The sequence below is a fragment of the Plantibacter sp. MPB07 genome (assembly GCF_046619465.1).
GTDB lineage: Bacteria > Actinomycetota > Actinomycetes > Actinomycetales > Microbacteriaceae > Plantibacter > Plantibacter auratus.
Genome location: NZ_CP177043.1, coordinates 3,740,556 through 3,763,202, shown reverse-complemented (window position 1 = coordinate 3,763,202; position 22,647 = coordinate 3,740,556). Strand labels below are relative to the sequence as shown.

Annotated in this window: 21 protein-coding genes; 13 read left to right on the top strand and 8 right to left on the bottom strand. The window is 70.7% G+C overall.

What is annotated here, in order from left to right:
• Positions 1 to 90: 90 nt before the first annotated feature.
• The 3 genes from ACLIME_RS17590 to ACLIME_RS17580 all read right to left on the bottom strand — a co-directional run bounded on the left by ACLIME_RS17590 (position 91) and on the right by ACLIME_RS17580 (position 4,495).
• The gene (locus tag ACLIME_RS17590; RefSeq protein ID WP_411557762.1) at positions 91 to 1,359 is read right to left on the bottom strand and encodes an ABC transporter substrate-binding protein; all 1,269 of its coding nucleotides are present in this window, start codon (positions 1,357 to 1,359) and stop codon (positions 91 to 93) included.
• Between the two features lie 104 nt (positions 1,360 to 1,463).
• The gene (locus ACLIME_RS17585; RefSeq protein WP_411557761.1) at positions 1,464 to 3,476 is read right to left on the bottom strand and encodes a DUF2264 domain-containing protein; all 2,013 of its coding nucleotides are present in this window, start codon (positions 3,474 to 3,476) and stop codon (positions 1,464 to 1,466) included.
• A complete protein-coding gene (locus tag ACLIME_RS17580; RefSeq protein ID WP_411557760.1) occupies positions 3,476 to 4,495 on the bottom strand; it encodes a hydroxyacid dehydrogenase in 1,020 nt (339 codons plus the stop codon). The genes ACLIME_RS17585 and ACLIME_RS17580 overlap by 1 nt, the downstream gene beginning before the upstream one ends.
• A gap of 200 nt (positions 4,496 to 4,695) precedes the next feature.
• On the opposite strand from ACLIME_RS17580, the gene ACLIME_RS17575 reads away from it, so the two are divergent.
• From ACLIME_RS17575 to ACLIME_RS17565, 3 genes are all read left to right on the top strand, one after another.
• Positions 4,696 to 6,582 (top strand): hypothetical protein, encoded by a 1,887-nt coding sequence (locus tag ACLIME_RS17575; RefSeq protein WP_411557759.1) that lies wholly within the window; start codon positions 4,696 to 4,698, stop codon positions 6,580 to 6,582.
• Positions 6,579 to 7,727 (top strand): substrate-binding domain-containing protein, encoded by a 1,149-nt coding sequence (locus ACLIME_RS17570; protein ID WP_124768536.1) that lies wholly within the window; start codon positions 6,579 to 6,581, stop codon positions 7,725 to 7,727. The genes ACLIME_RS17575 and ACLIME_RS17570 overlap by 4 nt, the downstream gene beginning before the upstream one ends.
• 109 nt (positions 7,728 to 7,836) lie before the next feature.
• Complete coding sequence (locus tag ACLIME_RS17565) at positions 7,837 to 8,712, top strand: endonuclease domain-containing protein (protein WP_411557758.1); 876 nt, start codon at positions 7,837 to 7,839, stop codon at positions 8,710 to 8,712.
• 51 nt (positions 8,713 to 8,763) lie between these two features.
• On the opposite strand, the gene ACLIME_RS17560 is transcribed toward ACLIME_RS17565, so the two are convergent.
• Positions 8,764 to 9,564: an SDR family NAD(P)-dependent oxidoreductase gene (locus ACLIME_RS17560; RefSeq protein WP_411557757.1), complete on the bottom strand. Its 801-nt coding sequence runs from the start codon at positions 9,562 to 9,564 to the stop codon at positions 8,764 to 8,766.
• A gap of 98 nt (positions 9,565 to 9,662) precedes the next feature.
• On the opposite strand from ACLIME_RS17560, the gene ACLIME_RS17555 reads away from it, so the two are divergent.
• Positions 9,663 to 10,268 carry a TetR/AcrR family transcriptional regulator gene (locus ACLIME_RS17555; RefSeq protein WP_411557756.1) on the top strand — a complete coding sequence of 202 codons (606 nt, stop codon included), beginning with the start codon at positions 9,663 to 9,665 and terminating at the stop codon, positions 10,266 to 10,268.
• Positions 10,269 to 10,327: 59 nt separating this feature from the next.
• Here the strand turns inward: ACLIME_RS17555 and ACLIME_RS17550 are convergent, their stop codons facing one another.
• A complete protein-coding gene (locus tag ACLIME_RS17550) occupies positions 10,328 to 10,822 on the bottom strand; it encodes an FBP domain-containing protein (protein ID WP_411557755.1) in 495 nt (164 codons plus the stop codon).
• Between the two features lie 327 nt (positions 10,823 to 11,149).
• On the opposite strand from ACLIME_RS17550, the gene ACLIME_RS17545 reads away from it, so the two are divergent.
• Positions 11,150 to 12,358, top strand: a complete 1,209-nt coding sequence (locus ACLIME_RS17545; protein WP_411557754.1) for a cysteine desulfurase-like protein — start codon at positions 11,150 to 11,152, stop codon at positions 12,356 to 12,358.
• Positions 12,359 to 12,406: 48 nt separating this feature from the next.
• Here the strand turns inward: ACLIME_RS17545 and ACLIME_RS17540 are convergent, their stop codons facing one another.
• Both ACLIME_RS17540 and ACLIME_RS17535 read right to left on the bottom strand, forming a co-directional pair.
• Entirely contained in the window at positions 12,407 to 12,688 is a 282-nt protein-coding gene (locus ACLIME_RS17540) for a hypothetical protein (protein ID WP_411557753.1), read from the bottom strand.
• A gap of 97 nt (positions 12,689 to 12,785) precedes the next feature.
• Positions 12,786 to 13,268 (bottom strand): MarR family winged helix-turn-helix transcriptional regulator, encoded by a 483-nt coding sequence (locus ACLIME_RS17535; protein ID WP_079001201.1) that lies wholly within the window; start codon positions 13,266 to 13,268, stop codon positions 12,786 to 12,788.
• Positions 13,269 to 13,373: 105 nt separating this feature from the next.
• Between ACLIME_RS17535 and ACLIME_RS17530 the strand changes: the two genes are divergently transcribed.
• From ACLIME_RS17530 to ACLIME_RS17520, 3 genes are all read left to right on the top strand, one after another.
• On the top strand, positions 13,374 to 13,946 hold the full coding sequence (locus tag ACLIME_RS17530) for an NADPH-dependent F420 reductase (protein WP_411557752.1): 573 nt from the start codon (positions 13,374 to 13,376) through the stop codon (positions 13,944 to 13,946).
• A gap of 66 nt (positions 13,947 to 14,012) precedes the next feature.
• On the top strand, positions 14,013 to 14,897 hold the full coding sequence (locus ACLIME_RS17525) for a TolB family protein (RefSeq protein ID WP_411557751.1): 885 nt from the start codon (positions 14,013 to 14,015) through the stop codon (positions 14,895 to 14,897).
• Between the two features lie 79 nt (positions 14,898 to 14,976).
• Positions 14,977 to 15,675, top strand: a complete 699-nt coding sequence (locus tag ACLIME_RS17520; protein WP_411557750.1) for an IclR family transcriptional regulator — start codon at positions 14,977 to 14,979, stop codon at positions 15,673 to 15,675.
• Positions 15,676 to 15,681: 6 nt separating this feature from the next.
• Here the strand turns inward: ACLIME_RS17520 and ACLIME_RS17515 are convergent, their stop codons facing one another.
• On the bottom strand, positions 15,682 to 17,055 hold the full coding sequence (locus ACLIME_RS17515; protein WP_411557749.1) for an MFS transporter: 1,374 nt from the start codon (positions 17,053 to 17,055) through the stop codon (positions 15,682 to 15,684).
• 157 nt (positions 17,056 to 17,212) lie between these two features.
• On the opposite strand from ACLIME_RS17515, the gene ACLIME_RS17510 reads away from it, so the two are divergent.
• The 5 genes from ACLIME_RS17510 to hpaE are packed head-to-tail and all read left to right on the top strand — an operon-like array spanning position 17,213 to position 22,602.
• Complete coding sequence (locus ACLIME_RS17510; RefSeq protein ID WP_411557748.1) at positions 17,213 to 17,995, top strand: 2-keto-4-pentenoate hydratase; 783 nt, start codon at positions 17,213 to 17,215, stop codon at positions 17,993 to 17,995.
• Positions 17,980 to 18,792: an HpcH/HpaI aldolase family protein gene (locus ACLIME_RS17505; RefSeq protein WP_411557747.1), complete on the top strand. Its 813-nt coding sequence runs from the start codon at positions 17,980 to 17,982 to the stop codon at positions 18,790 to 18,792. The genes ACLIME_RS17510 and ACLIME_RS17505 overlap by 16 nt, the downstream gene beginning before the upstream one ends.
• 59 nt (positions 18,793 to 18,851) lie before the next feature.
• Positions 18,852 to 20,348 (top strand): fumarylacetoacetate hydrolase family protein, encoded by a 1,497-nt coding sequence (locus ACLIME_RS17500; RefSeq protein ID WP_411557746.1) that lies wholly within the window; start codon positions 18,852 to 18,854, stop codon positions 20,346 to 20,348.
• Entirely contained in the window at positions 20,345 to 21,091 is a 747-nt protein-coding gene (locus ACLIME_RS17495) for a GntR family transcriptional regulator (RefSeq protein ID WP_411557745.1), read from the top strand. The genes ACLIME_RS17500 and ACLIME_RS17495 overlap by 4 nt, the downstream gene beginning before the upstream one ends.
• A complete protein-coding gene (hpaE, locus tag ACLIME_RS17490; RefSeq protein WP_411557744.1) occupies positions 21,088 to 22,602 on the top strand; it encodes a 5-carboxymethyl-2-hydroxymuconate semialdehyde dehydrogenase in 1,515 nt (504 codons plus the stop codon). The genes ACLIME_RS17495 and hpaE overlap by 4 nt, the downstream gene beginning before the upstream one ends.
• The last annotated feature ends 45 nt before the right edge of the window (positions 22,603 to 22,647 follow it).

Genomic DNA, 22,647 nt, shown 5'->3' with positions numbered 1-22,647 from the left:
CCTTTCGAGGACGGTGGTGCGGGGTCGGTGGGGACGCGCCGGGCGGACGCGGGGATCGCGGGGCCGAGCGTGCCGGCCCCGCGATCGCGACTAGTCGACGAGGACGTCGTTCTTGACGCGGTCCTGCATCTTCGTGATGGCGTCGTCGACGTCCGACTCGCCGACCATGATGAGGTCGTGCTCCTCGTCGAGGATCGAGCTGACGTCGGAGGAGTACTCGCTCACGGGCATCTCGAGGACGACGTCCTTCGGCTCCTGGAACGCCTTGACCGAGAGGTCGTCGGTCGGGAGGGCCGTGAACGCCGCGGTGACGTCGTCGGACTGGTACGCGGGGACGACACCGATCGCGGCGATGGCCTTCGCGCCTGCCTCACTCGCGGCGAACTCGAGGAACGTCTTCGCGGCGGCCTGATGCGTGGAGTTCTTGTTGACGGCGAACGCGGTCGGCGAGCCGAACGTCACCGTCTCCTCACCGGACTCGAGCTGCGGCATCTGCGCGACACCCCAGTCGACGTCGGTCGCGCCCGTCTCGATCGACTGCGCGATGCCCGCGATGTACCAGGTGCCCATCGGCATCATCGCGGCCTTGCCGGTCTCGAACATCGTGCGGTAGCTGATCTGCTGGGTCTTCGCCGTGCCGTAATCGAGCGCGTAGCCCTTCTCCTGCAGGTCGAGGGTGAGGTCGTACTGGTCCTGCATGAAGCCGTAGTCGCCGCTGATCAGGTCGCCACCGGTCTGGGCTGCGGCGATCGACTGGACGACTGAGCGCCAGTAGTGGTTGTACGTGCCGTAGACCTTGGAGTCCCCGTCGCCCGAGGTGAGCTTCGCCGCGATGTCCGCGTACTCGTCCCAGGTGAGGTTGTCGGGGTGCTCGATGCCTGCTGCATCGAAGATGGCCTTGTTGTAGTACAGCAGCCAGAAGTCCTGGCGGTACGGCGCCGCGTAGTAGGTGTCGTCGAGGGCGAACGGCTCGATCCCGGCGAGCTTGTCCGCGCCGATGTCGTCGACGACGTCGCCCACGTCCACGAGCTGGCCGCGGTTCGCGTAGCGCGCGTAATCGGTCACGTTCTTCATGGTGAGGACGTCGGTCCTGTCGCCGCCCGCGAGCATCGTCGTGACCTTGTCGGAGTAGTCGTCGGCGAGGATGTCGACGGGCTCGATCGTGATGTCGGGGTGCTCGGCCTCGAAGGCGTCGAAGAGCGCCTTGAACTCGGGCGTCTGGTCGTAGTTCCAGACCGAGACGCTGAGCGTGACGGGGCCGTCCTCGTCCTGCTGGGCGGAGCCGGCACCTGAGCAGCCGGTGAGGGCGAGGCCGGCTGCTGCGGCGATCGCGGAGATGGTCAGGATGGGTCGCTTCATTGCGGATGCTCCTCGGTGAGTAGTGGTGCTGTCGGTGGTGATGGCGGTGCTGGTGGCGGTGCTGGTGGGACGGGGATGCTGCGGGGTGGAGCGGTCGGTGCGCGTCAGTGCGACGCGGGCAGGTCGAGCGACGTCGTCGCGCCGTCCGGCCAGGTGATGGTGCGGGCGGTGGACCTGGCGACGCCCGCCATCGCCGGGGCGACGACGCCCGGCTGCGTGGCGCCGTCCAGGAGGAGCGCGAACGCGTGCCAGTGGTCCGGGCGGACGGGACCATCGGTCTCGCACCACGGCGTGCCCGAACGGGGTCCGAGCGGGGTGGCGTCGTCGAGGTCCCGAACGCCCGAGCGCAGCGCGTCGGTCGGAAGCGGGTCGTGCTCGCTCGGGAGCGCGACGACGACCGAACGCACGCGGTCGGCGACGGCGACCGCCGAGGTCTGGTCGGTGGCGACGGTCAGGTCACGACCACTGACGGTCCACCCGCCGACACGGAGCGCGCCGAGCGGGACCTCGTCGCCGGTGCCCGGGACGACGCGGACAAACCGCACCTCCCAGGGCCCGCGGACGGCTGAGCAGAGGTCGATCCGCGCGCCGGTCCGGGTCCGGTCCGCGGCGTGGCCGTGGCCATGGTCCGGGCCGTCGGCATCGGCGTCGATCCAGCGGGCGAGACCGGAGGACGTCGACCAACCGGTGGACGATCCGTCGGAGGTCGGCAGCGGCGTCAGGGCACCTCTGGTGAACCCGGAACGGTGACTCGGGACACCCTCGGCGTCCAGGAGCACGACCGATCCGTCGAACGGATCGCGGGCATCGGCGGAGAGCACCGGCGCGGTCGCCGTCGAATACCCGAGGCGTGCGTACAGCGGGGCGTCGCGTTGGGCGACGCCGTCGTTCGCGTGGTCCGTCCCGTGGTTGACGACACGGACGATGCCGTCGGCGGTCGTCCCGCTGACGATCCAGCCCGGGGCGACGATGGTGCGGAGGACGTCGCCCCGCTCGATCGGCAATGGTTCCTCGGTGGCCGTCCACACCGGGTGGTCGGCCGGGAGCGCGAGCCCGAGCATGCCCTTCGATGCCCAGTAGGGCGAACCGGGGCCGGAGTAGGACTGTGCGAGCTGCCGCCACTCGTGGTGCCAGCCGAGCGTCAGGATCCCGCGGTCGTCGGGGGCGCCAGCGGCGTCGAAGTGCGACACGACACCACTGGCCGCTCGACGGATGAGTCCCGGCGAGAGCGCGGTGGACCCGGCCATGGCACCGGCCCAGAACGGTGCGGCGGCGGCGAAGCGGTAGATGAGACTCCGCCCCTGGACGAGCGGCGAACCGTTCGCGCCGACGAGTGCGACGGCGTCCTCCAGGTAGCGGTCGAGGTGGGCGTCGTAGCGGTCGAGGCGTGCCTGATGCGGGTGGCCCGGCGCGAGCATCGTGCGCCACAGCACCGGATAGAGGTGGAGCGCCCACCCGGTGTAGTGGTCGTAGGCGCGCGTGCCGCCGTCGGCGAACCAACCGTCCTCGCGGAAGAAACCGTCCGCGATCGCGAGGTCCTCCTCGAGGTCCGCTTCCGAGAACGGGCCACCGACCGTGCGCAGGAACTCCTCGACGACGATACGGAACCACACCCAGTTGATGGGCGGGTACGGCTGGCCGATGACGGATGCGAGCCAGTCGATCGTCGTGCGCTTGGTCCGGTCGTCGAGACGGTCCCAGAGTTCGGCACGGGTGAGGTGGAGTCCGATCGCGATGGCTGCGGCCTCGACCTTGGCCTGGTCGACCTCGTCCGGCCGCGGCCACCGCTCCGGGGAGTCCGGGTCGGTGCCCGTCGCGAGGCCGGCGGCGTAGCGCTCGACGAGGTCGCCCGTCCGTGCGGGATCACCGGCGATGCGGAAGGCGGCGAGCATGAACGTCCGCGCGAACCCCTCCAGGCCGTCGATGTCGGAGCCGTAGCCGCCTGGCGCACCCGGGAACAGGATGCGGGCACGACCGGGCGAGGTGAAGGGTTCGGCACCGCCGAGCAGCCGGTCCGCGAGGTCCTCCCAGTGCCTGCGCGTCCAGCCGGTCGACGGTGAGAGGGTGCGGTCCAGGGCGAGTGTCTCCGACGCCGGGGCGGTCAGGAGCGCGACCATCAGGCGCTCACCCCCAGGTCGGCGACCCGGACGGCTTCGCGCGGGTGCTCGCCGTTGAGGAACCGCTCGAGGTCGTCAAGCGCCGCGTCCGTCATGCGCAGCGTCTCCCGGCCGAGGGAGCCCGCGATGTGCGGGGTGATCGAGACGTTCGGGAGGTCGAGCAGCGGCGAGTGCACGGGCAGCGGTTCCGGGTCGGTGACGTCGAGGATCGCGTCCAGACGTCCGCTCGCGCACTCCGCCGCGAGGGCGTCGGTGTCGAGCAGGCTCCCGCGGGCCGTGTTGATCACCGTGGCGCCGTCCGGGAGCGCCGCGAGCTGGGCAGCCCCGATCATGCGCTTCGTCTCCGGGAGCTCCGGGGCGTGCAGCGAGAGCACGTCGATGTTCGGCAGGAGCTCGTCGAGCGGGACGAGGCGGGCTCCGGCCGCGGTGACGGCCGTGGCGTCGGCGTAGGGGTCGGCGACGAGCACCTCGACCGCGTCGAGCTGCTGGAGCAGGGCGACGACGCGACGGCCGATGCGCGAGAAGCCGACGACGCCCACGCGGCGTCCGAGGTTGGACAGGTTCGTGGTCTCGAGCAGGGTGCGCCACTCGCGACGGTGCGCCCGCGGGTCGCGGGCGAAGACCTGTGCCCGCTTGCCGGCGAGCACGATCGAGGCGAAGGTGAACTCGGCCACCGGGATGGCGTTCGCCTCGGCGGCCGTGGTGACGACGATGCCGCGCTCCCAGACCGCGTCGGTCACGAGCGAGCGGACCGTGCCGGCGCAGTGGAAGACCGCGCGCAGCCGGGGCATGCGGTCGAGTCGCTCCGCCGTGAGCGGCGGGGTGCCCCACGAGGTGATGAGCACCTCGACCTCCGTGAGCCGTGCAGCGAGCGCCGGGTCGTCGAGGTCGCCGGTGGTCTCGTCGTCGCGGACCTCGCACAGTGCGTGGAGCCGGGCCAGGCGGGCGTCGTCGAAGAGGGTCGAGAACACGTCGGGCCACATGGCGACCAGGGCTGCGGGGCGCGCGGCGTTCGACATCTGGTGCTCTCCTTCGAGTGGGCCGCGGTTGCATGCGGTTGTCAGGTAGTGAATACTCCAATCCGATCGGAGTCAAAACAGTCGATCACAATCGAACAAGCTCGATCGAAGATGATCATGGAGACGTCGTGCATCCACCCTCGCAGACCGCACCCGCCACACCGGCCATCGATGAGCGGCGTCGGTCGCATCGCCCGTTGGTGACGGCGTGGTCACAGCGCCCGGCGACCGCACTCCGGTCCATCGTGCCTGACGGCGACTGGAGCTCGATCGACCGGCGGCTGCTCGACTCCTTCATCGCCCAGGCGACGCGCGAGTCCGCGGCCACCGACCGCGCGGCGACGCCCTGGCCCCAGCCGCTCTTCTCGCAGTACAGCGCCTATCCGCTGATCGGGGAGCGCCTCTCCTACGAGACGGCGGTCGGTGACCGACTCGCACGCCTCTCCCGCGCCGTGGTCCTCGCCGCCGCGTCTGCAGCCGGTGTCGAGGTGGCCGCACCGCTCGACCCGCTCGCCGAGGTCGCCGACGGCCTGTGGCTCCTCGCGGAGCAGACGACCTGGTGCTGGGCGGCCCACGACGACGCGTTCCGTCGGTTCGGGACGGTGACGCCGTCGCTCGACGAACCGTTCCTCGACCTCGGTGCCGGTGAGGCGGTCGCGGCCGTCGCCTGGGCGATCGCCGTCCTCGGCGACGAACTCGACGAGCGCTACCCGGGGCTGACCGATCGGCTGCAAGCCGAGGCCGAGCACCGGGTGTTCCGGCCGTTCCTGGACCGCGACGACTGGCACTGGCTCGGCCTCGACGTCGACCCTGACGGCGAGCCGGTCCTCCTCCACAACTGGAGCCCCTGGATCCTCGGCAACACGATCGCCGCGGCAGCGGTGCTCTGCAGCCCCGACCGCGCCGAGCTCGTCATCGACCGAGCCGTCGACGGCATCGACCGCTACCTGGCGGGCCTCCCCCAGGACGGCGCGATCGACGAGGGCTGGGAGTACTGGTGGAACGGAGCGGCTCGCGCCCTCGAGGCGGTCGAGACCCTCGATCGTCTCGCCGGAGGTCGCCTCGCGCTCGACGGCCTCGACCTGCTGCCCGAGTCACTCCGCTTCCCACTGCGGATGCAGCTGTCCGCCGACTGGTACGTGAACGTCGCGGATGCCCGAGCACGCGGTGACCGCACGCTCCCGTTCGATCTCCTGCATCGCTGGGGACGGCGACTCGAGCTGCCGGACGTCGTCGCGTACGCCACGGCGCATCGCGATCCCGACGCACCCGTCGCCACGGACCGGGCCGGACTCGGACGTCTCGTCCGCGTCTGCCTCGATCGTGAGTGGGCGGTCGCGGACGCCCGGAGCGCGACGCTGCCGCTGCCGGCTTCGGTCGACCTGCCGTCGATCGGCATGAGTCTCGCCCGTGAGCACGACGGGCGATCCGACGGACTCGCGGTCAGCCTCAAGGGCGGCCACAACGACGAGAACCACAACCACAACGACCTGGGGAGCGTGATCGTCGCACTCGACGGCGTCCCCGCGGTCATCGATCCCGGGCGGCCCACCTACGACGCGCGGACCTTCGGCCCGCACCGCTACGACATCTGGTGTATGCGCAGCGACTGGCACAGCGTCCCGGCACCGCGCGGTCTGTTGCAGCAGCATGGACCGGAGTTCGCGGCGCGCGATCGCCGGGGCGGAGACCATGGCGCACAGGCGAGCTGGTCGATGGACCTCGCCGCGGCCTACGGACTGGCGGAGCACGAACACTGGCGCCGGACCGCGACGCTCGACCGCACGGCGTCACGGGTCGTGATCGAGGACGTCTGGACGCTCGACGACCCGGCGGGCACGGCCATCACCCTCATGCTGTGGGGCGACGTGACCGAGGTCGATCAGGCGACCCTCCGCCTCCACCGGCCGGTCGCCGGCGTCCGGGACGTGATGCTCCAGCACGACGCGGATGAGGTCACGATGGAGGTCGTCCGACTCGACGACGCGATGATGCGGTCGTCCTGGGGCGAGACGATCACCCGCGTGCGGCTGCTGCCACGTCCCGATGCGGATCGTCTGCTCGTCACCGTGGAGGCCGCACGATGAGCGACGACGACGTCTCCGGCGACCGGGGACCGACGGGCGGCACGGGACCCTCACAGGTCTTCGGCATCGAGCGCCGCGAACGGATCATGGACGAGGTCCGACGCAACGGTTCCGTCGTCGTCCGCGAACTCGCCGTCATCCTCGGCGTCACGGAGCTGACGATCCGACGCGACATCACCGCGCTCGCCGACCTCGGGCTCGTCACGCGGGTCCACGGTGGCGCGACCGCCCGGAGCTCCCTCGACCAGACGGTCGCGCGATCGGCCGACGCCGCCGGCCCCGCCAGGTACCGCATCGGCATGGTCGTGCCGTCGCTCAGCTACTACTGGCCACAGATCGTCAACGGTGCCCGCGCCACGGCCGCCCTCAGCCGCTCGCAGCTCGTGCTCCGCGGCTCGTCCTACGACCCGGCCGACCAGCGCCGGCAGATGGCCGCGCTCGTGGAGACGGGTGGGATCCACGGGCTCATCGCCGCACCCGACACCGCGGGCCAGGACGGGTACGCCCTCCTCGCCTGGCTCGATGCGCTGCCGATCCCGGTCGTGCTGGCCGAGCGTCGCGCGCCGTCCTCGCTCGCGCTGCGGTCGCTCGAGTGGGTCACGACGGACCACGAGTTCGGCGCGGTGCTCGCCGTCCGCCACCTGTACGAGCAGGGGCACCGCCGCATCGGCATCGCCGCGGCACGGCACTCCCCCACCTCCGACCACCTGCGGCGCGGCTGGGCCAGGGCGTCCGCGGACCTCGGGCTGGACACGGGACTGACGGTGAACGCCGAGATCGACGACGTCGAGAACGGCGCCAGGGACGCCCGGCTGGGTGCGCTCGTCGACGAATGCCTCGCCACGGGGACCACCGCGCTGTTCGTGCACGCCGATCCGCAGGCGATCCTGCTCGAGCACCACTGCCTCGACCGCGGCGTGCGGATCCCCGAGGACCTCGCGATCGTCGCCTACGACGACGAGGTCGCGGAGAACGGCGAGCCGCCCATCACCGCGCTGCGCCCACCGAAGCAGCACATCGGCCGGATGGCCGTCGAGACGATGGTCGCCCGCCTGTCCGAGGGCCGCCGACGCCCGACGCAGCGCACCCAGGTCCTCCCCGAGCTGCAGGTCCGCGCCTCCTCCCTGACCACCCCGCCCGCCTGAGTCGCCCGGATCTGCACGAAATCGGCGGGATTTCGCGCAGATCCGGGCGACTCAGCGGACCTGTGGAGAACGTGGACGGGGAACCACTCCGTGCAGGCACAGTGAAGGGATGCCAGCTGAGCCTCCGGACGGACCGTTCCTCGTCGGCGACGCGCTCCGCAGCGGGATGACACCCGGCGAACTCCGCAGTCGTCGGCTCGAGAAGCCGGGTCACGGCATCCGGTCCACCCGCCCGGTGGAGACGGTCGAGGATCGCTGTCGTGCGTTCCTCCACCGCCTGTCCGACCAGGTCTTCGTCTGCGGTCCGACCGCTGCGCTCATCCTCGGCCTGCCGCTCCCGTACCGGCTCTCCACCCCCGAACGCCTCGACCTCGCCGTGGCCGCGCCGGCCCGCGCTCCACACGCCGCCGGGATCGCCGGCCGGTCGGTCACGATCGATGACGAGGACGACGTGATCGTCCAGGGCGGCATCCGGCTGACGAGTCCGGTTCGAACGTGGCTGGACCTTGCCGCGACGCTCCCGCTCGCCGATCTCGTCGCAACAGGCGACCATCTGCTTCGGACGAGTACCGCAGGCTTGGCCGAGTTGGAGGAGGCTGCAGCCCGCTATCCGAGCCGGCGCGGCCGTGGAGCCATCGCCGCCGCACTCCCGCTGCTCGATCACCGCGCGGAATCACCGCCCGAGTCCATCGTCCGCGTCGCGCTGGTGCGCGGCGGCGTCACCGGCTTCGAACCGAACCAGGAGATCCGGGCGGCGAACGGCTCGTTCCTCGCACGCGCCGACCTCTGTCACCGTGCAGCGCGGATCGTCATCGAGTACCAGGGCGACTACCACCGGGTCGAGGTCGACCGGTGGCGCAAGGACCGCGCTCGCTCCAACCGCCTGCGGGCCGCGGGTTGGACGGTCATCGAGCTGACGGCCGACGATCTCCGCGACCTCCGCGCCGTCGTCGCCTCGGTGCGCGCCGCCCTCGCCGGCCGCTGAGTCGCCCGAATCTGCGCGAAAGCGGGCGAATTTCGTGCAGATCCGGGCGAGTCAGCGGGACATCCGCACCCCGCCGAGGACCCGGGCGCTCGTGCGGGCGAGCGTGCGACGCGACAGCAGCCGGGTCGCGAGCGCGGTGAGGTGGTTGCTGCGGCCGGACACGACACTGGGGCCACCGTCAGCCCGGTCGAGCGCGCGGAACGCGGTGTCGATGACCTGCGCGCTCGTCTGCTTGCGGCCGACGGCAGCGTCTTCGCTCCCGACGACGTCGAAGAACTCGGTCTTGGTCGGCCCGGGGCTCACGGCGAGCACCCGCAGCCCGGTGCCACGGGCCTCTGCCCAGAGCGCCTCGGTGAAGCTCAGCACGAACGCCTTCGTCGCGCCGTACACAGCCATGCCCGGCGTCGGCTGGTAGGCAGCGGTGCTCGCGACCGTCACCAGGGCGCCGGAGCCCTCGAGCAGCTGCGGCATGAATGCACGCGTGAGCCCGACGAGCGTCCCGACGTTGAGTTGGATCTCTCCCGTCATGCGCTCCGGGTCCGCCTGGTCGAAGGCACCGTGGCTGCCGAACCCGGCGTTGTTGACGAGCGAGGTGATCCGGATGCCGCGGCGATCCAGCTCCTCGTGGAGTGACTCGGCGGCACCCGCGACGCCGAGGTCGGCCGGCACGACCGCGACCTCGACACCCGAGGCGGACCGGAGTTCGGCCGCCAGCGCCTCGAGGCGATCCGCGCGCCTTGCGACGAGCACCAGGTTCGACCCGCGGTTCGCGAACCGTCTGGCGAACTCGACGCCGAGTCCGGAGCTCGCGCCCGTGATGAGTGCGGTGCCACCGCGGAGATCGAGTGTCATGGGGGAATCCTTCAGCTGACGGTGCACGAATGTTGTCAGTGACATCATTGCCGCGTTCGCTCGTGTTGTCAATGTCAACATGGCGGTAGGCTCGTCTCGTGCCAGCTCAGCCCTACCACCACGGAGACCTCCGCCGGACGCTCCTCGAGGCCGCCGCAGCCAGCCTCGAGACGGACGGCGTCGACGAGCTGTCGCTGCGCCGCCTCGCCCGTGACGCCGGCGTCAGCCACGCGGCGCCGAGCCGACACTTCCGCGACAAGCAGGCCCTCCTCGACGCGCTCGCCGAAGACGGTTTCCGTCGTCTCTCCGCGGCGCTCGAGCGGGCGACCGGAGCCGAGGTCACCTCGTCGGCAGGGGCCCGCGGACAGGTCGACGCACTGGCCCGAGCGTATGTCGGCTTCGCGCTCGCTCAGCCGACGCTCCTCTCGCTCATGTTCGGCCTCAAGCACGCGCCCGATGCCCGGGAGGAGCTGCTCGCCGCCGGTCACGCCTCGATGGAGATCGTCGTCCGGGTCGTCACCACCGGGCAGGAGATCCGTGCGATCACCGCCGGCGATCCGCACCACATCGCGCTCGTAGCGTTCGCGACCTTCCACGGCATCGCCGCACTCGCCTCTGGCAGCCTGCTCGACGGCGTCCCGGCCGACGACCTCGTGACGAGCGCCGTCGACCTCTTCTGGCGGGGCCTCACTCCCGAGGCTTGAGTCGCCCGAATCTGCGCGAAAACGGGCGGAGTTCGTGCAGATCCGGGCAACTCAGCGGGTCAGCCGACGCCGTGCAAGACCGAGGAGGCGAAGGACGCGGCGCGGACGCTGAGGGTCGCGATGCGCTCCTGGCGGGCCGCCTCCGCATCGAAACCGACGTAGGCGAGCGGCGGCAGCTTCCGCACGTTGGCCGAGCACTGGAAGTCGGCGCAGACGAGCGTGCCGACCGTGTCGCCGTTCTTGCCGGCCTGTCCGGCCCGCTTCGCGCTGTAGAACACGACGTCGTTGCTGAGCGTGATGTCCTGGCACCACGCGCACTGCGGCCGGGTGCGGGGCATCGCGTCGGCCTGCCGGAGCAGGATGCCGACGGGTTCGCCGTCGACGATCGTGATGACATAAGCGCGTCGCGGCAGCTTCTTGTCGCGCCAACCGAGGAAGTCACGCACCTCGAAGTCGAGCGTGTCGAAGTCGACGGGCAGGCTCACGTCGCTGACCTCCTTGCGAGATGCGTTGACGAAGGAGGCTCGGATCTGGGATTCGTTCAGGGGGATCATGGGTTCACCGGTTTCGGCTGGGCCGTCGTGGAGACGGCGGAGAGACCCTCCGCGCGTCGGTGCGCTGCGGTGGGTGCGTCAGGGTGCGCGGCCCCGTCGTCGTCGCTCGGACGAGCGCGATGGACGAGGCCGACGTCCTCACCGGGTGGGTGAGGTGGTCGACCGGGTGCGCTGCTCTCTCGGGCCGGCGTTGCGGACGCCGACGACCTCCAGACGCCCGACACGGGGCGGAGCGATGAGCATGGACACACAGGCACTGTATCAAGCGATGGCGCGCTCGCTCCCCTGGTCCGCACGTTCAGGCTCCCGGCGCGGCAGGATGGACGCATGACCCTCGACGTCGCGCTCCTCCGCACCGCGTTCCCCTCCCTCGCCTCGGGCATCGCCCACTTCGACGGCCCCGGCGGCACCCAGACGCCACTCGCCGTCGGCCAGGCCATCCTCGACACCCTCACCGGGCCGCTCTCGAACCGAGGGACCTCGGTCGCCTCCGAACGACGGGCTGACGACGCGGTCGTCGCCTTCCGCGCTGCGATGGCGGACCTCCTCGCCGCCGACCCGAGCGGCATCGTCTACGGTCGCAGTGCGACCCAGCTCACCTACGACTTCGCGAAGCACCTGTCCCACGGCTGGACGGCGGGCGACGAGGTGGTGGTGTCCCGGCTGGACCACGACGCGAACGTCCGCCCATGGGTCCAGGCCGCGGAACGCGCCGGCGCGACGGTGCGCTGGATCGAGCTCGATGCCGCGACCGGCGAGCTCGACCTCGAGTCGCTCGACGCGGCACTCGGCGAGCGCACCCGGCTCGTCGCCGTGACCGCAGCGTCGAACCTCCTCGGCACCATCCCGCCGGTGCGGACGATCGCCGACCGGGCGCACGCGGTCGGCGCGCTCGTCTGGGTCGACGGCGTCCACTACACGGCGCACCACGTCGTGGACGTCGAGGCCCTCGGTGCCGACTTCTTCGTCTGCTCGCCGTACAAGTTCTTCGGGCCGCACTGCGGTGTCCTCGCCGCGTCGCCGGCGCTGCTCGAGTCGATCCACCCCGACAAGCTGCTGCCGTCGACGAACGTGGTGCCCGAGCGCTTCGAGTTCGGCACGCTGCCCTACGAGCTCATGGCAGGCGTGACGGCGGCCATCGGCGTGCTCGCGTCGATCGACCCCGGTGACGCCACGACGAGACGAGACCGTCTCGTGGCCTCCGCCGCTGCCGTCCACCAGCGGGAACTCGCGCTGCGCACCCGTATCGAGGACGAGCTCGCTGACCTCGGCCCGCTCGTCGAGCTGCACTCGCGAGCCGCCGAGCGCACGGCGACGCTGTTCATGACGTTCCCGGGCAGGCGTGCAGCCGACGCGGCCGCGTTCCTCGCCGCTCGCGACGTCCTCGCACCGGCTGGCTCGTTCTACGCGGTCGAGCCGTTCGCGGCACTGGGCCTCGACGACGTCGGCGGCCTCCGCGTCGGCGTCGCCCCGTACACCTCGGACGAGGACGTCGACCGCCTGCTCGATGGCATCAGAGCCTTCCTCGCGGACTGACCGGCTCGCCGGTTGGACGGTTGGCGAGCCGGCCCGGCGTCAGCGCCCTCAGGATCGCTTGCCGCTCTCACGTCGCAGCACGACGAACCCGGCGACCATGACGACCGCACCGAGGACGAGGGTGATGATCCGGAAGAATCCGAAGTCGTCGACACCGAAGATCAGGGGTCCGGCGAAGAGGAACGTGGCGCCGACGAAGTACCAGACGGAGCTCGTCCCGCCGTTGAGCGAGGTGGGTGGTGGCGTCGATTCGGGCTCCGCCGAGGCGGGACCGTCCTGGGGCACCTCGTCCCCGTGTGGTGCAGGCTCGGGCTGCGTCGATCCGGTCATCATTCGCTCCGATCCGCGTCGCGCTCGGTGGTGTCCACGACGTCGAGCCCCACGATACGCAGCCCTCGAGCCCGGCGAATCCCCCAGGTGACGGAGATCAGGCCTCGCTGGCGAACATCCGGCCGTCGGGGTCGAGCTTCGTCAGGAGGGCTGCAGAGATCTCGCCGAGCTGCTCGATCTGCGCCGGCGTCAGGGCGTCGAGGACCAGGGACCGCACGTGCTCGACGTGGCCCGGCGCAGCCTGGACGACCTTGTCCCAGCCCGCGTCGGTGAGCGTCACGTTCGTCGCCCGTCGATCCTCCGGGCACGGTGTCCGCGCCACGAAGCCGGCCTCCTCCAAGCGCGTCAGCACCCGGGACAAGCGGGGCAGCGTCGCGTTCGTCCGGGCTGCGAGCGCCGAGGTGCGCAGCGTACGGCCCGGGGTCTCGGACAGCATCGCGAGTGTGAAGTAGTCGAAGTGCGTCAGGTGCTCGTCCCGCGTGAGCTGGAGGTCGAGAGCGGCCGGCAGGAGTTCGAGCACGGCGGCGAAGCGCACCCAGGAACGTTGCTCGTCGTCGCTCAGCCATCGCGTCTCGGTCATGTCTCCAGCGTAGCAATAGTTGCGCCTACAACTAACCGGTGTTACATTAGTTGTACCAACAACTAATTGACCCGTGACCAGGCGGCCACGAGAAGGAGCATCGTCATGACGAACGTCACCATCTTCGGAACCGGCAACATGGGCAGCGCCATCGCCGGTGTCCTCGCAGCAGGCGGCGCCTCCGTCGACCACCTCGGATCGGCCGAGGCCGGCACGATCACCGGCGACGTCGTCGTCCTCGCGGTCCCCTACCCCGCCCTCGCGACGATCGTCGAGCAGTACGCCGACCAGCTCGCGGGCAAGGTCGTCGTCGACATCACCAACCCACTCGACTTCTCGACCTTCGACGCCCTCACCGTCCCCGCCGGCAGCTCGGCTGCAGCGGAACTGCAGGCGAAGCTCCCGAGCTCCCACGTCCTCAAGGCCTTCAACACGAACTTCGCCGCTACCCTCGCCGCGAAGCAGGTCGGCGACGTGGCCACCACGGTCCTCATCGCCGGGGACGACGCCGACGCCAAGGCCACACTCCAGCAGCTCGTGACCGCCGGTGGCCTCGAGGCCGTCGACGCCGGGTCCCTGAAGCGCGCCCACGAACTCGAGGCGATCGGCTTCCTGCAGCTCACGCTGGCGGCGTCGGAGAAGATCTCCTGGACCGCGGGGTTCGCGCTCGTCAAGTAGTCGTCGGATCGTGATCCGGGAGGAACGATCCTCCCGGATCACGACGGACTGGAGGACGATGGGCGCATGACCTTCCGCGCCCTCGTCCCCGGCCAGCGTTCCAGCGTCCTGCTCGGCGGTCCGCACGATGACGCGCCCGTCCTCCTCTTCGAGACCGACGAGCTCCTCATCGAAGCGCCGAACTGGTCCCTCGACGGCCGGACGCTGTACCTCAACGGCAACGGGCGACTCTGGGCGCTCACGATCGACGACCCGACCGCGGGGCTCACGCCGATCGACTTCCACGGCCTCCCCGAGCTCAACAACGACCACGTCCTCGACCCCGACGGCGAACACATCCTCCTCTCGGCGATGGACGGTCACATCTACCGCGGTGCCCTCACCGGCGGACCGGTCACGAAGCTCACCGCCGACGACGACCGGTGGCACTTCCTCCACGGCGTCTCACCCGACGGCACGCGGATCGCGTACGTCGAACTCGAAGGCTTCGAGCACCCCGGTCGGCTCGCGATCGCTCCGGCGGTCGAAGGCGGCGGTCCCGTCACCGTCCTCGACACGGGCGACGGCCACCTCGACGGCCCGGAGTGGTCGCCCGACGGCCGGTGGCTGCTCTGCAACACGGAACACTTCGGCACGGCCCCGGGCCATGCCCAGCTCGCGCGGATCCCGGACGGCGGCGGCGAGCTCGAGCAGCTCGTCGTGAGCGACACCGTCGACTGGTTCCCGCACCTCTCCCCCGATGCTCGACTGGCCTCGTACATCGCCTTCCCCGCCGGCACGATCGGACACCCGGCCGACCTCGACGTCGAGGTCCGGCTCGTCTCGACCGACGACTGGGCGACCCCGCTCCGCCGCTACCCGTTGTTCGGCGGCCAGGGCACGCTCAACGTGAACAGCTGGGCACCCGACAGCTCACGGTTCGCCTTCGTCGCCTACCCGATCACGAGCTGAATCGCCCGATTCTGCGCGGTTTCGGCGAAGAATCGCACCGATCCGGGCAACTCAGGGGGCTCGTCGATAGGGTCGGAGCGTGACCGATGCCAGCAGCGCCCACTCCCAAACGCTCTCGCGCGGCATCCGGATCCTCGAGGTCCTGGCCGACGCGCGCACCCCGCTCACGATCGACGCCCTGAGCGCGATGCTCGGTCTGCACCGCAGCGTCACCTACCGCCTGCTGCGCACGCTCGAAGACCACCGCCTGGTCGTCCGCGACGGTGCCGGACGGATCGCGCTCGGATCGCGCCTGGCAGCCCTCGCCGCCGGCATCTCCCACGACCTGCAGGCCGCCGGCCTGCCCGAGCTGACGGCGATCGCGAACGAGCTCGGCATGACCTGCTTCCTCACCGTGCTGGACGGCGACGAGATCGTCACCCTCGTCAGCGTCGAGCCACGGCACACGATGGGGTCGATCGCGCAGCGGCCAGGCACCCGGCACCCGGTCGGCGTCGGTGCTCCCGGCAAGGCGATCGCGTCCCGTCTGCCTGCGTCGCAGTGGCCGGACGCCCTCGACGACGACCACCGCGCCGAGCTGGCCGTGGTCCGCGAACAGGGCTGGGCGTCGAGCCACGACGAGGTCATCACCGGTCTCCGCGCCGTCGCGGTTCCACTCGCTGTGCACGGCTCGCCGGCAGCCGCCCTCGCGGTCGTCTACGTCTCCAGCAGCCGCCCCGAAACCGAGATCGCGGCCCGCCTCATCGAGGGGGCCGCGACCATCGCGTCGTCGGTCTGACCGCGGCTACCTCCGCGCGCCGTAGATCTGACCACGGCTCTGCTCGTCCTCCGCCTCGCCACCGAGCGGGATACCCGTGCGGTCACGGAGGAGGAGGGTCGCCGCGAAGGCGATGACGATCATGCCGGCGATGTAGAACGCGACACTCGTCGACGACCCCGTGACCTGCACCAGCCAGGTCGCGATCGTCGGGGCGAACGCACCACCGAGGATGGCGCCGATCGCATAGGTGACCGACACACCCGTGTACCGGATCGACGCGGGGAACAGCTCGGCGAAGTACGCCGCCTGCGGCCCGTAGGTGAAGCCGTTGCCGATCGTGAACAGCGCGAGACCGAGGAACAACAACCACGGGTTGCCGGTGTTCACGAGCGGGAAGAGCACGAAGACGGTGGCCAGGAACGCGACCCATCCGATGATGTAGGTGTTGCGTCGGCCGATCCGGTCGGAGAGCGAACCCGCGAACCACGTGACGATCAGCCAGACGATGGCCGACCCGGTCACCGCGAGCAGCACCGGTGTCCGTTCCATGCCGACCAGGCCACCGTCGGCGAGCGGCGTCGTCGCGTAGTTCTGGATGTAGCCGCCCGTGGTCATGTAGCCGGCGGCGTTGTTGCCGGCGAAGGTGAGCGCCGCGAGCAGCACGAGCAGCCAGTGGTGACGGAAGAGCTCGATGATCGGGACCCGGCGACGCTCCTTGTTGCGGGCGAGCGCGACGAAGACGGGGCTCTCGTCGACCTTCCGGCGCACGACGTAGCCGACGATGATCAGGACGAAGCTCAGCAGGAACGGGATCCGCCAGCCCCACTCGAGGAACGCGGCACCGGGCGAGATCACGCCCGTCATGAGGGCGAGCATGCCGGAGGCGAGGAGCAGTCCGATCGGGACGCCGATCTGCGGGAACGCACCGAACCGGCCGCGGCGGCCGGCGGGGGCGTGCTCGACGGCCATGAGGACGGCGCCGCCCCACTCCCCGCCGGTCGACAGCCCCTGCAGGATGCGGAGGAACACGAGCAGGGCGGGGGCGATGATCCCGATCTGGTCGTACGTCGGCAGCAGACCGATGAGCGTCGTGGCAGCTCCCATGAGGAAGAGCGTGATGACGAGCATCTTCTTCCGGCCGATGCGGTCGCCGAAGTGCCCGGCGACGAACGCGCCGAGCGGCCGGAACAGGAAGCTGACGCCGACCGTCGCGAACGACAGCAACAGCGCGGCCTGCGGCCCTGCCGGCTGGAAGAAGAGCTGAGAGAAGACGAGACCGGCGGCGCTCGCATAGAGGAAGAAGTCGTACCACTCGACCGTGGTGCCGATGACGGTGGCGAAAGCCACGCGCCGGAGTTCCGCGGGCGTCGTCGCTCGCGCCAGTGATGCGGTTGTCATTGTCTCGAGACCCCTTTGTCCGTCGCGGCCCGTCATTGGACCGCCAGAATGTACACCACATCGTATACAATCGTGGGCACTGCGCAAGAGGCAGTCGATGACGACGCACCGTATCGTGATCGCAGGCCGCAGTCGACGCAGATGAGGACGGGACGCGATGCAGGATCACGAACGACAGGCGATCGCCGACGAGCTGGCGGCGGCGCACGAGGAGCGGAGCGTCATCCCCCTCCTCACCGCCCGGCACCCGGACATGACCATCGAGGACTCCTACGCCGTGCAGGCGCTGTGGGCCGAACGCCGCATCGCCGCCGGTCGGCGCGTCGTCGGCCACAAGATCGGCCTCACCTCGAAGGCGATGCAGCAGGCCACCGGGATCACCGAACCCGACTACGGCGTCATCCTCGACGACCAGGTCTTCGACTCGGGCGCGACGCTCGACTTCGACGCCTACTCCAACGTCCGCGTGGAGGTCGAGCTGGCCTTCGTCATCGGCCGCCCACTGCAGGGCCCGCACTGCACGATCTTCGAGGTGCTCGACGCGACCGACCACATCGTGCCGGCGCTCGAGGTCCTCAACTCCCACATCGAACTCAGCGGCCGGACGATCGTCGACACCATCGCCGACAACGCGGCGCTCGGTGCCATGGTGCTCGGCGGAACGCCCGTCCGCCCCGACACGCTCGACCCGCGCTGGGTCTCGGCCCTGCTCTACCGCAACCAGACCATCGAGGAGTCGGGCGTCGCCGGCGCCGTCCTCGGGCACCCGGCACTCGGCGTCGCGTGGCTCGCCGGCAAGCTCGCCCAGCACGGCGGGAGTCTCGCCGCTGGGGAGATCATCCTGTCGGGATCGTTCACGAGACCGATGTGGGTCGAACGGGGCGACACCGTCCACGCCGAATACCAGGGACTGGGAGCCGTGACATGCCGATTCGAATGACCCTGCCGCCGACCTTCGGCGAGCGCCTGCGCACCGCGGATCGCCCCCTCATCGGAATGTGGGTGGTGTCTGGCAGCCCGATCGCGGCGGAGATCGCGGCGGGCAGCGGCCTCGACCTGCTCCTCATCGACGGCGAACACTCGGCGAACACCCTGGAGAGCATCCAGCTACAGCTGCAGGTGGTGGCCGCCTTCCCGGTGTGTCCGCTGGTGCGGGTGCCGTTCGGCGACGCAGTCGTCATCAAGCAGGTGCTCGACCTCGGGGCACAGAACCTCATCGTGCCCATGGTGTCGTCGGCCGAGCAGGCGGCGGCGCTCGTGCAGGCCGTGCGGTACCCGCCGCAGGGCGTCCGCGGGGTCGGCAGCGCGCTCGCGAGGTCCTCCCGCTGGAACCGGATCGACGACTACCTCGCGCAGGCGAACGATTCGGTGTCGCTCACGGTGCAGATCGAGTCGGCGGAGGCCGTGGAGCAGGCGGACGAGATCCTCGCGGTCGACGGCGTGGACGCGGTGTTCGTCGGTCCGGCCGACCTCTCGGCGTCGCTCGGACTGCTCGGCCAGCAGGGGCACCCCACCGTGGTCAGCGCTGTCGAGCGGGTGCTCGATGCCGCCGCCGCCGCCGGGAAGCCGGCCGGCGTGAACGCCTTCGACCCCGTCATGGCCGAGCACTACCTCGACCGCGGGGCGTCCTTCGTCCTCGTCGGTGCGGACGTGTCGCTCCTCGCCCGCGCATCCGAGCAGTTGGCGGAGCGCTTCATCGACGGCCGGAGCGACGCGATCCGCAGCGACGGGTACTGACCCTTTCCGACCGCGTCCGGATCGTATACGATTCTGGATACCGACAACGAGGACGTGTGATGAGTAGCCACCAGGGCATCGAAGGCCTCCCGAACAGCGGGGGCGGCAAGATCATCGCCGTCCACCTCAACTACCCGTCGCGAGCGGCCCAGCGCGGCCGCACGCCGGAGCACCCCTCGTACTTCCTCAAGCCGTGGTCCTCCGTCTCAGGCACGGGCGGCACCGTCGAGCGTCCGGCCGGCGCGGAACTGCTCGCCTTCGAGGGCGAGATCGCGATCATCATCGGTACCGCGGCCCGCCGCGTCCGCGTCGAGGACGCCTGGCAGCACGTCTCGGGCGTCACCGCGGCGAACGACTTCGGGCTCTACGACCTCCGCAGTGCCGACAAGGGGTCGAACCTGCGCTCGAAGGGCGGCGACGGCTACACGCCGCTCGGCCCGTCCGTCATCCCCGCCGAGCAGATCGATCCGGCCGCCCTCCGGGTGCGCACCTGGGTCAACGGTGTCGTCGTCCAGGACGACACGAGCGACACGCTGCTCTTCCCCTTCGCCCAGCTCATCGCCGACCTCTCGCAGCTCGCGACGCTCGAGCCCGGCGACGTCATCCTCACCGGCACACCCGCCGGCTCCTCCGTCGTCGTGCCCGGCGACGTCGTCGAGGTCGAGGTCGACGCACCGACCGCACCCGGCACCCCGACGAGCGGTCGACTCGTGACAACGGTCGTCGAGGGCACCGAGCCCTTCGGCGGGTTCGGCGCGAAGCCGGCCGCCGACGACCATCAGCGGATCGAAGCCTGGGGGGACGCTGCGGCGGCGGGTCTGCCCGCACCGGCTGAGCCTCCCACCGCCGCATCGCCCGCCGAACCGCTCGACCCCGCGGTCGCCGAGCAGCTCGCCTCGGTCTCGACGGCGACGCTCAGCGCCAAGCTGCGGGCCCGCGGGTACACCGAGGTCTTCATCGAGGGCGTGCACGCCTCGCGACCGGGCACGCGCATGGTCGGCGTGGCCCGCACCCTGCGCTTCGTCGCCTACCGGCCCGACCTCTTCGCCGAGCGCGGGAACGGCTTCAACGCGCAGAAGCGCATCTTCGACACCGTCGAAGCCGGGGAGGTCATCGTGATCGAGGCGCGCGGCGAGCGCGGCACGGGCACCGTCGGCGACGTCCTCGCACTTCGGGCACAGCAGCGGGGAGCGGCCGGGGTCGTCACCGACGGCGGGATCCGCGATGCCGAGCAGGTCGCGGCGTTCGACCTGCCGACCTTCTCGCAGGGTCCGCACCCGTCCGTCCTCGGGCGCCGCCATGTGCCGTGGGAGATCGACGTCGCGGTCACCTGCGGCGGGGCGACCGTCCTGCCGGGCGACGTGATCGTCGGGGACGGCGACGGCGTCATCGCGATCCCCCGGGCGCTCGCCGCCGAGGTCGCCGCGGAGGCGGTCGTGCAGGAGGCGGAGGACGCCTGGATCGCCGAGCAGGTCCGTGGTGGTGCCGCCGTCGACGGCCTCTTCCCGCTGAACGCCGAGTGGCGGGCGCGATACGAGAGCGAGCAGGGACGATGAGCGGACCACACCCGACGACCGGGCAGGAAGCGTCGCTCAGCAAGTCCGAGCGCGCCTACCGGTTCATCCACGAGGCCATCGACGAGGGGCGCTTCGTCCCCGGGTACCGGCTGGTGCTCGGACAGATCGCCGGTGAGCTCGACATCAGCGTGGTCCCGGTGCGCGAGGCGATCCGCCGGCTGGAGGCCGAGGGGCTCGTGACGTTCGAGCGCAACGTCGGCGCGCAGGTCGCGATGCTGCACGAGACCGAGTACCTCTTCACGATGCAGACGCTCGCCCTCGTCGAGGGCGCAGCGACCTCGATGAGTGCCGCTTACCTCACCGACGACCATCTGGCCCGCGCTCGAGAGATCAACGAGCGGATGCGCCGCACGCTCGACGACTTCGACCCGCACGCGTTCACGGCGCTGAACCTGGAGTTCCACACCGTCCTCTTCGAGGAGTGCCCGAACCCGCACGTCCTCGACCTCGTCCACCGCGGCTGGCGGCGGCTGAACGCGCTCCGCGATTCCACGTTCAGCTTCGTGCCGGGCCGCGCGCGGGAGTCGGTCGCCGAGCACGACGGCATCCTCGAACTCATCGCCGCCGGCGCGCAGCCGCTCGAGATCGAGATCGCCGCCCGCGACCACCGCACCGCGACACTCGACGCCATGCTCGCGTACCAGGCCGAGCACCAGCCGCCCACCACGGCCCGCCCGCCGTCGTCACCGCCGTCCACCACCGACCGGAGGAACCACCCATGACCCAGCACGTTCCGGCAGCGTTGCCCGACCGTATCCGGCACTTCATCGACGGCGCGTTCGTCGACTCGGTCGACGGCGACACCTTCGACGTCCTCGACCCCGTGTCGAACGAGACCTACGTCCAGGCCGCCGCCGGCAAGCAGGCGGACGTCGACCTCGCCGTCGCCGCCGCCAAGCGCGCTTTCGACGAGGGTCCGTGGCCGCGGCTCCTCCCCCGCGAGCGCAGCCGGATCCTGCACCGGGTCGCCGACGCCGTCGAAGCGCAGGACGCCCGCCTCGCGGAGCTGGAGAGCTTCGACACCGGGCTGCCGATCACGCAGGCACTCGGGCAGGCGAAGCGCGCCGCCGAGAACTTCCGGTTCTTCGCCGACCTGATCGTCGCCCAGCACGACGACACCTACAAGGTGCCCGGGCGGCAGGTGAACTACGTCAACCGCAAGCCCATCGGCGTCGCGGGGCTCATCACGCCGTGGAACACGCCGTTCATGCTCGAGAGCTGGAAGCTCGCTCCGGCCCTCGCGACCGGCAACACGGTCGTCCTCAAGCCGGCGGAGTTCACCCCGCTCTCGGCAAGCCTGTGGGCGGACATCTTCCGCGACGCCGGCGTGCCCGACGGCGTGTTCAACCTCGTGAACGGGCTCGGCGAGGACGCCGGCGACGCCCTCGTGAAGCACCCGGACGTGCCGCTCATCTCGTTCACCGGCGAGAGCAGCACCGGTCAGCTCATCTTCGCGAACGCCGCGCCGTTCCTGAAGGGGCTCTCGATGGAGCTCGGCGGCAAGTCACCGGCCGTCGTGTTCGCCGACGCCGACCTCGACGACGCCCTCGACGCGACGGTGTTCGGGGTGTTCTCCCTGAACGGTGAGCGCTGCACCGCCGGCAGCCGCATCCTCGTCGAGCGGAGTGTCTACGACGACTTCGTCGAGCGTTACGCCGAGCGTGCCCGCAACATCGTCGTCGGGCACCCGAACGACCCGGCCACCGAGGTCGGCGCGCTCGTGCACCCGGAGCACTACGAGAAGGTCATGGGCTACGTCGAGATCGGCAAGACCGAGGGCCGCCTCGTCGCCGGCGGCGGTCGCCCCGAGGGGTTCCCGACCGGCAACTACGTCGCGCCGACGGTGTTCGCGGACGTCCCACCCACCGCACGGATCTTCCAGGAGGAGATCTTCGGTCCGGTCGTCGCAATCACCCCCTTCGACTCCGATGAGGAGGCACTCGCGCTCGCGAACGACACGAAGTACGGGCTCGCCGCCTACATCTGGACGAACGACCTCAAGCGGGCCCACACCTTCTCGCAGAACGTGCAGGCCGGGATGGTGTGGCTGAACTCGAACAACGTGCGCGACCTCCGCACGCCGTTCGGCGGTGTGAAGGCCTCGGGGCTCGGGCACGAGGGCGGCTACCGCTCGATCGACTTCTACACCGACCAGCAGGCGGTGCACATCACGCTGAACCAGGCGCACTCCCCACACTTCGGGACCGGCGGGCCGCTGCAGGCCGCGCACTGACCGCTCCCGGTCGACTTCCACCCAGCAACCGAGATCAGCAAGGAC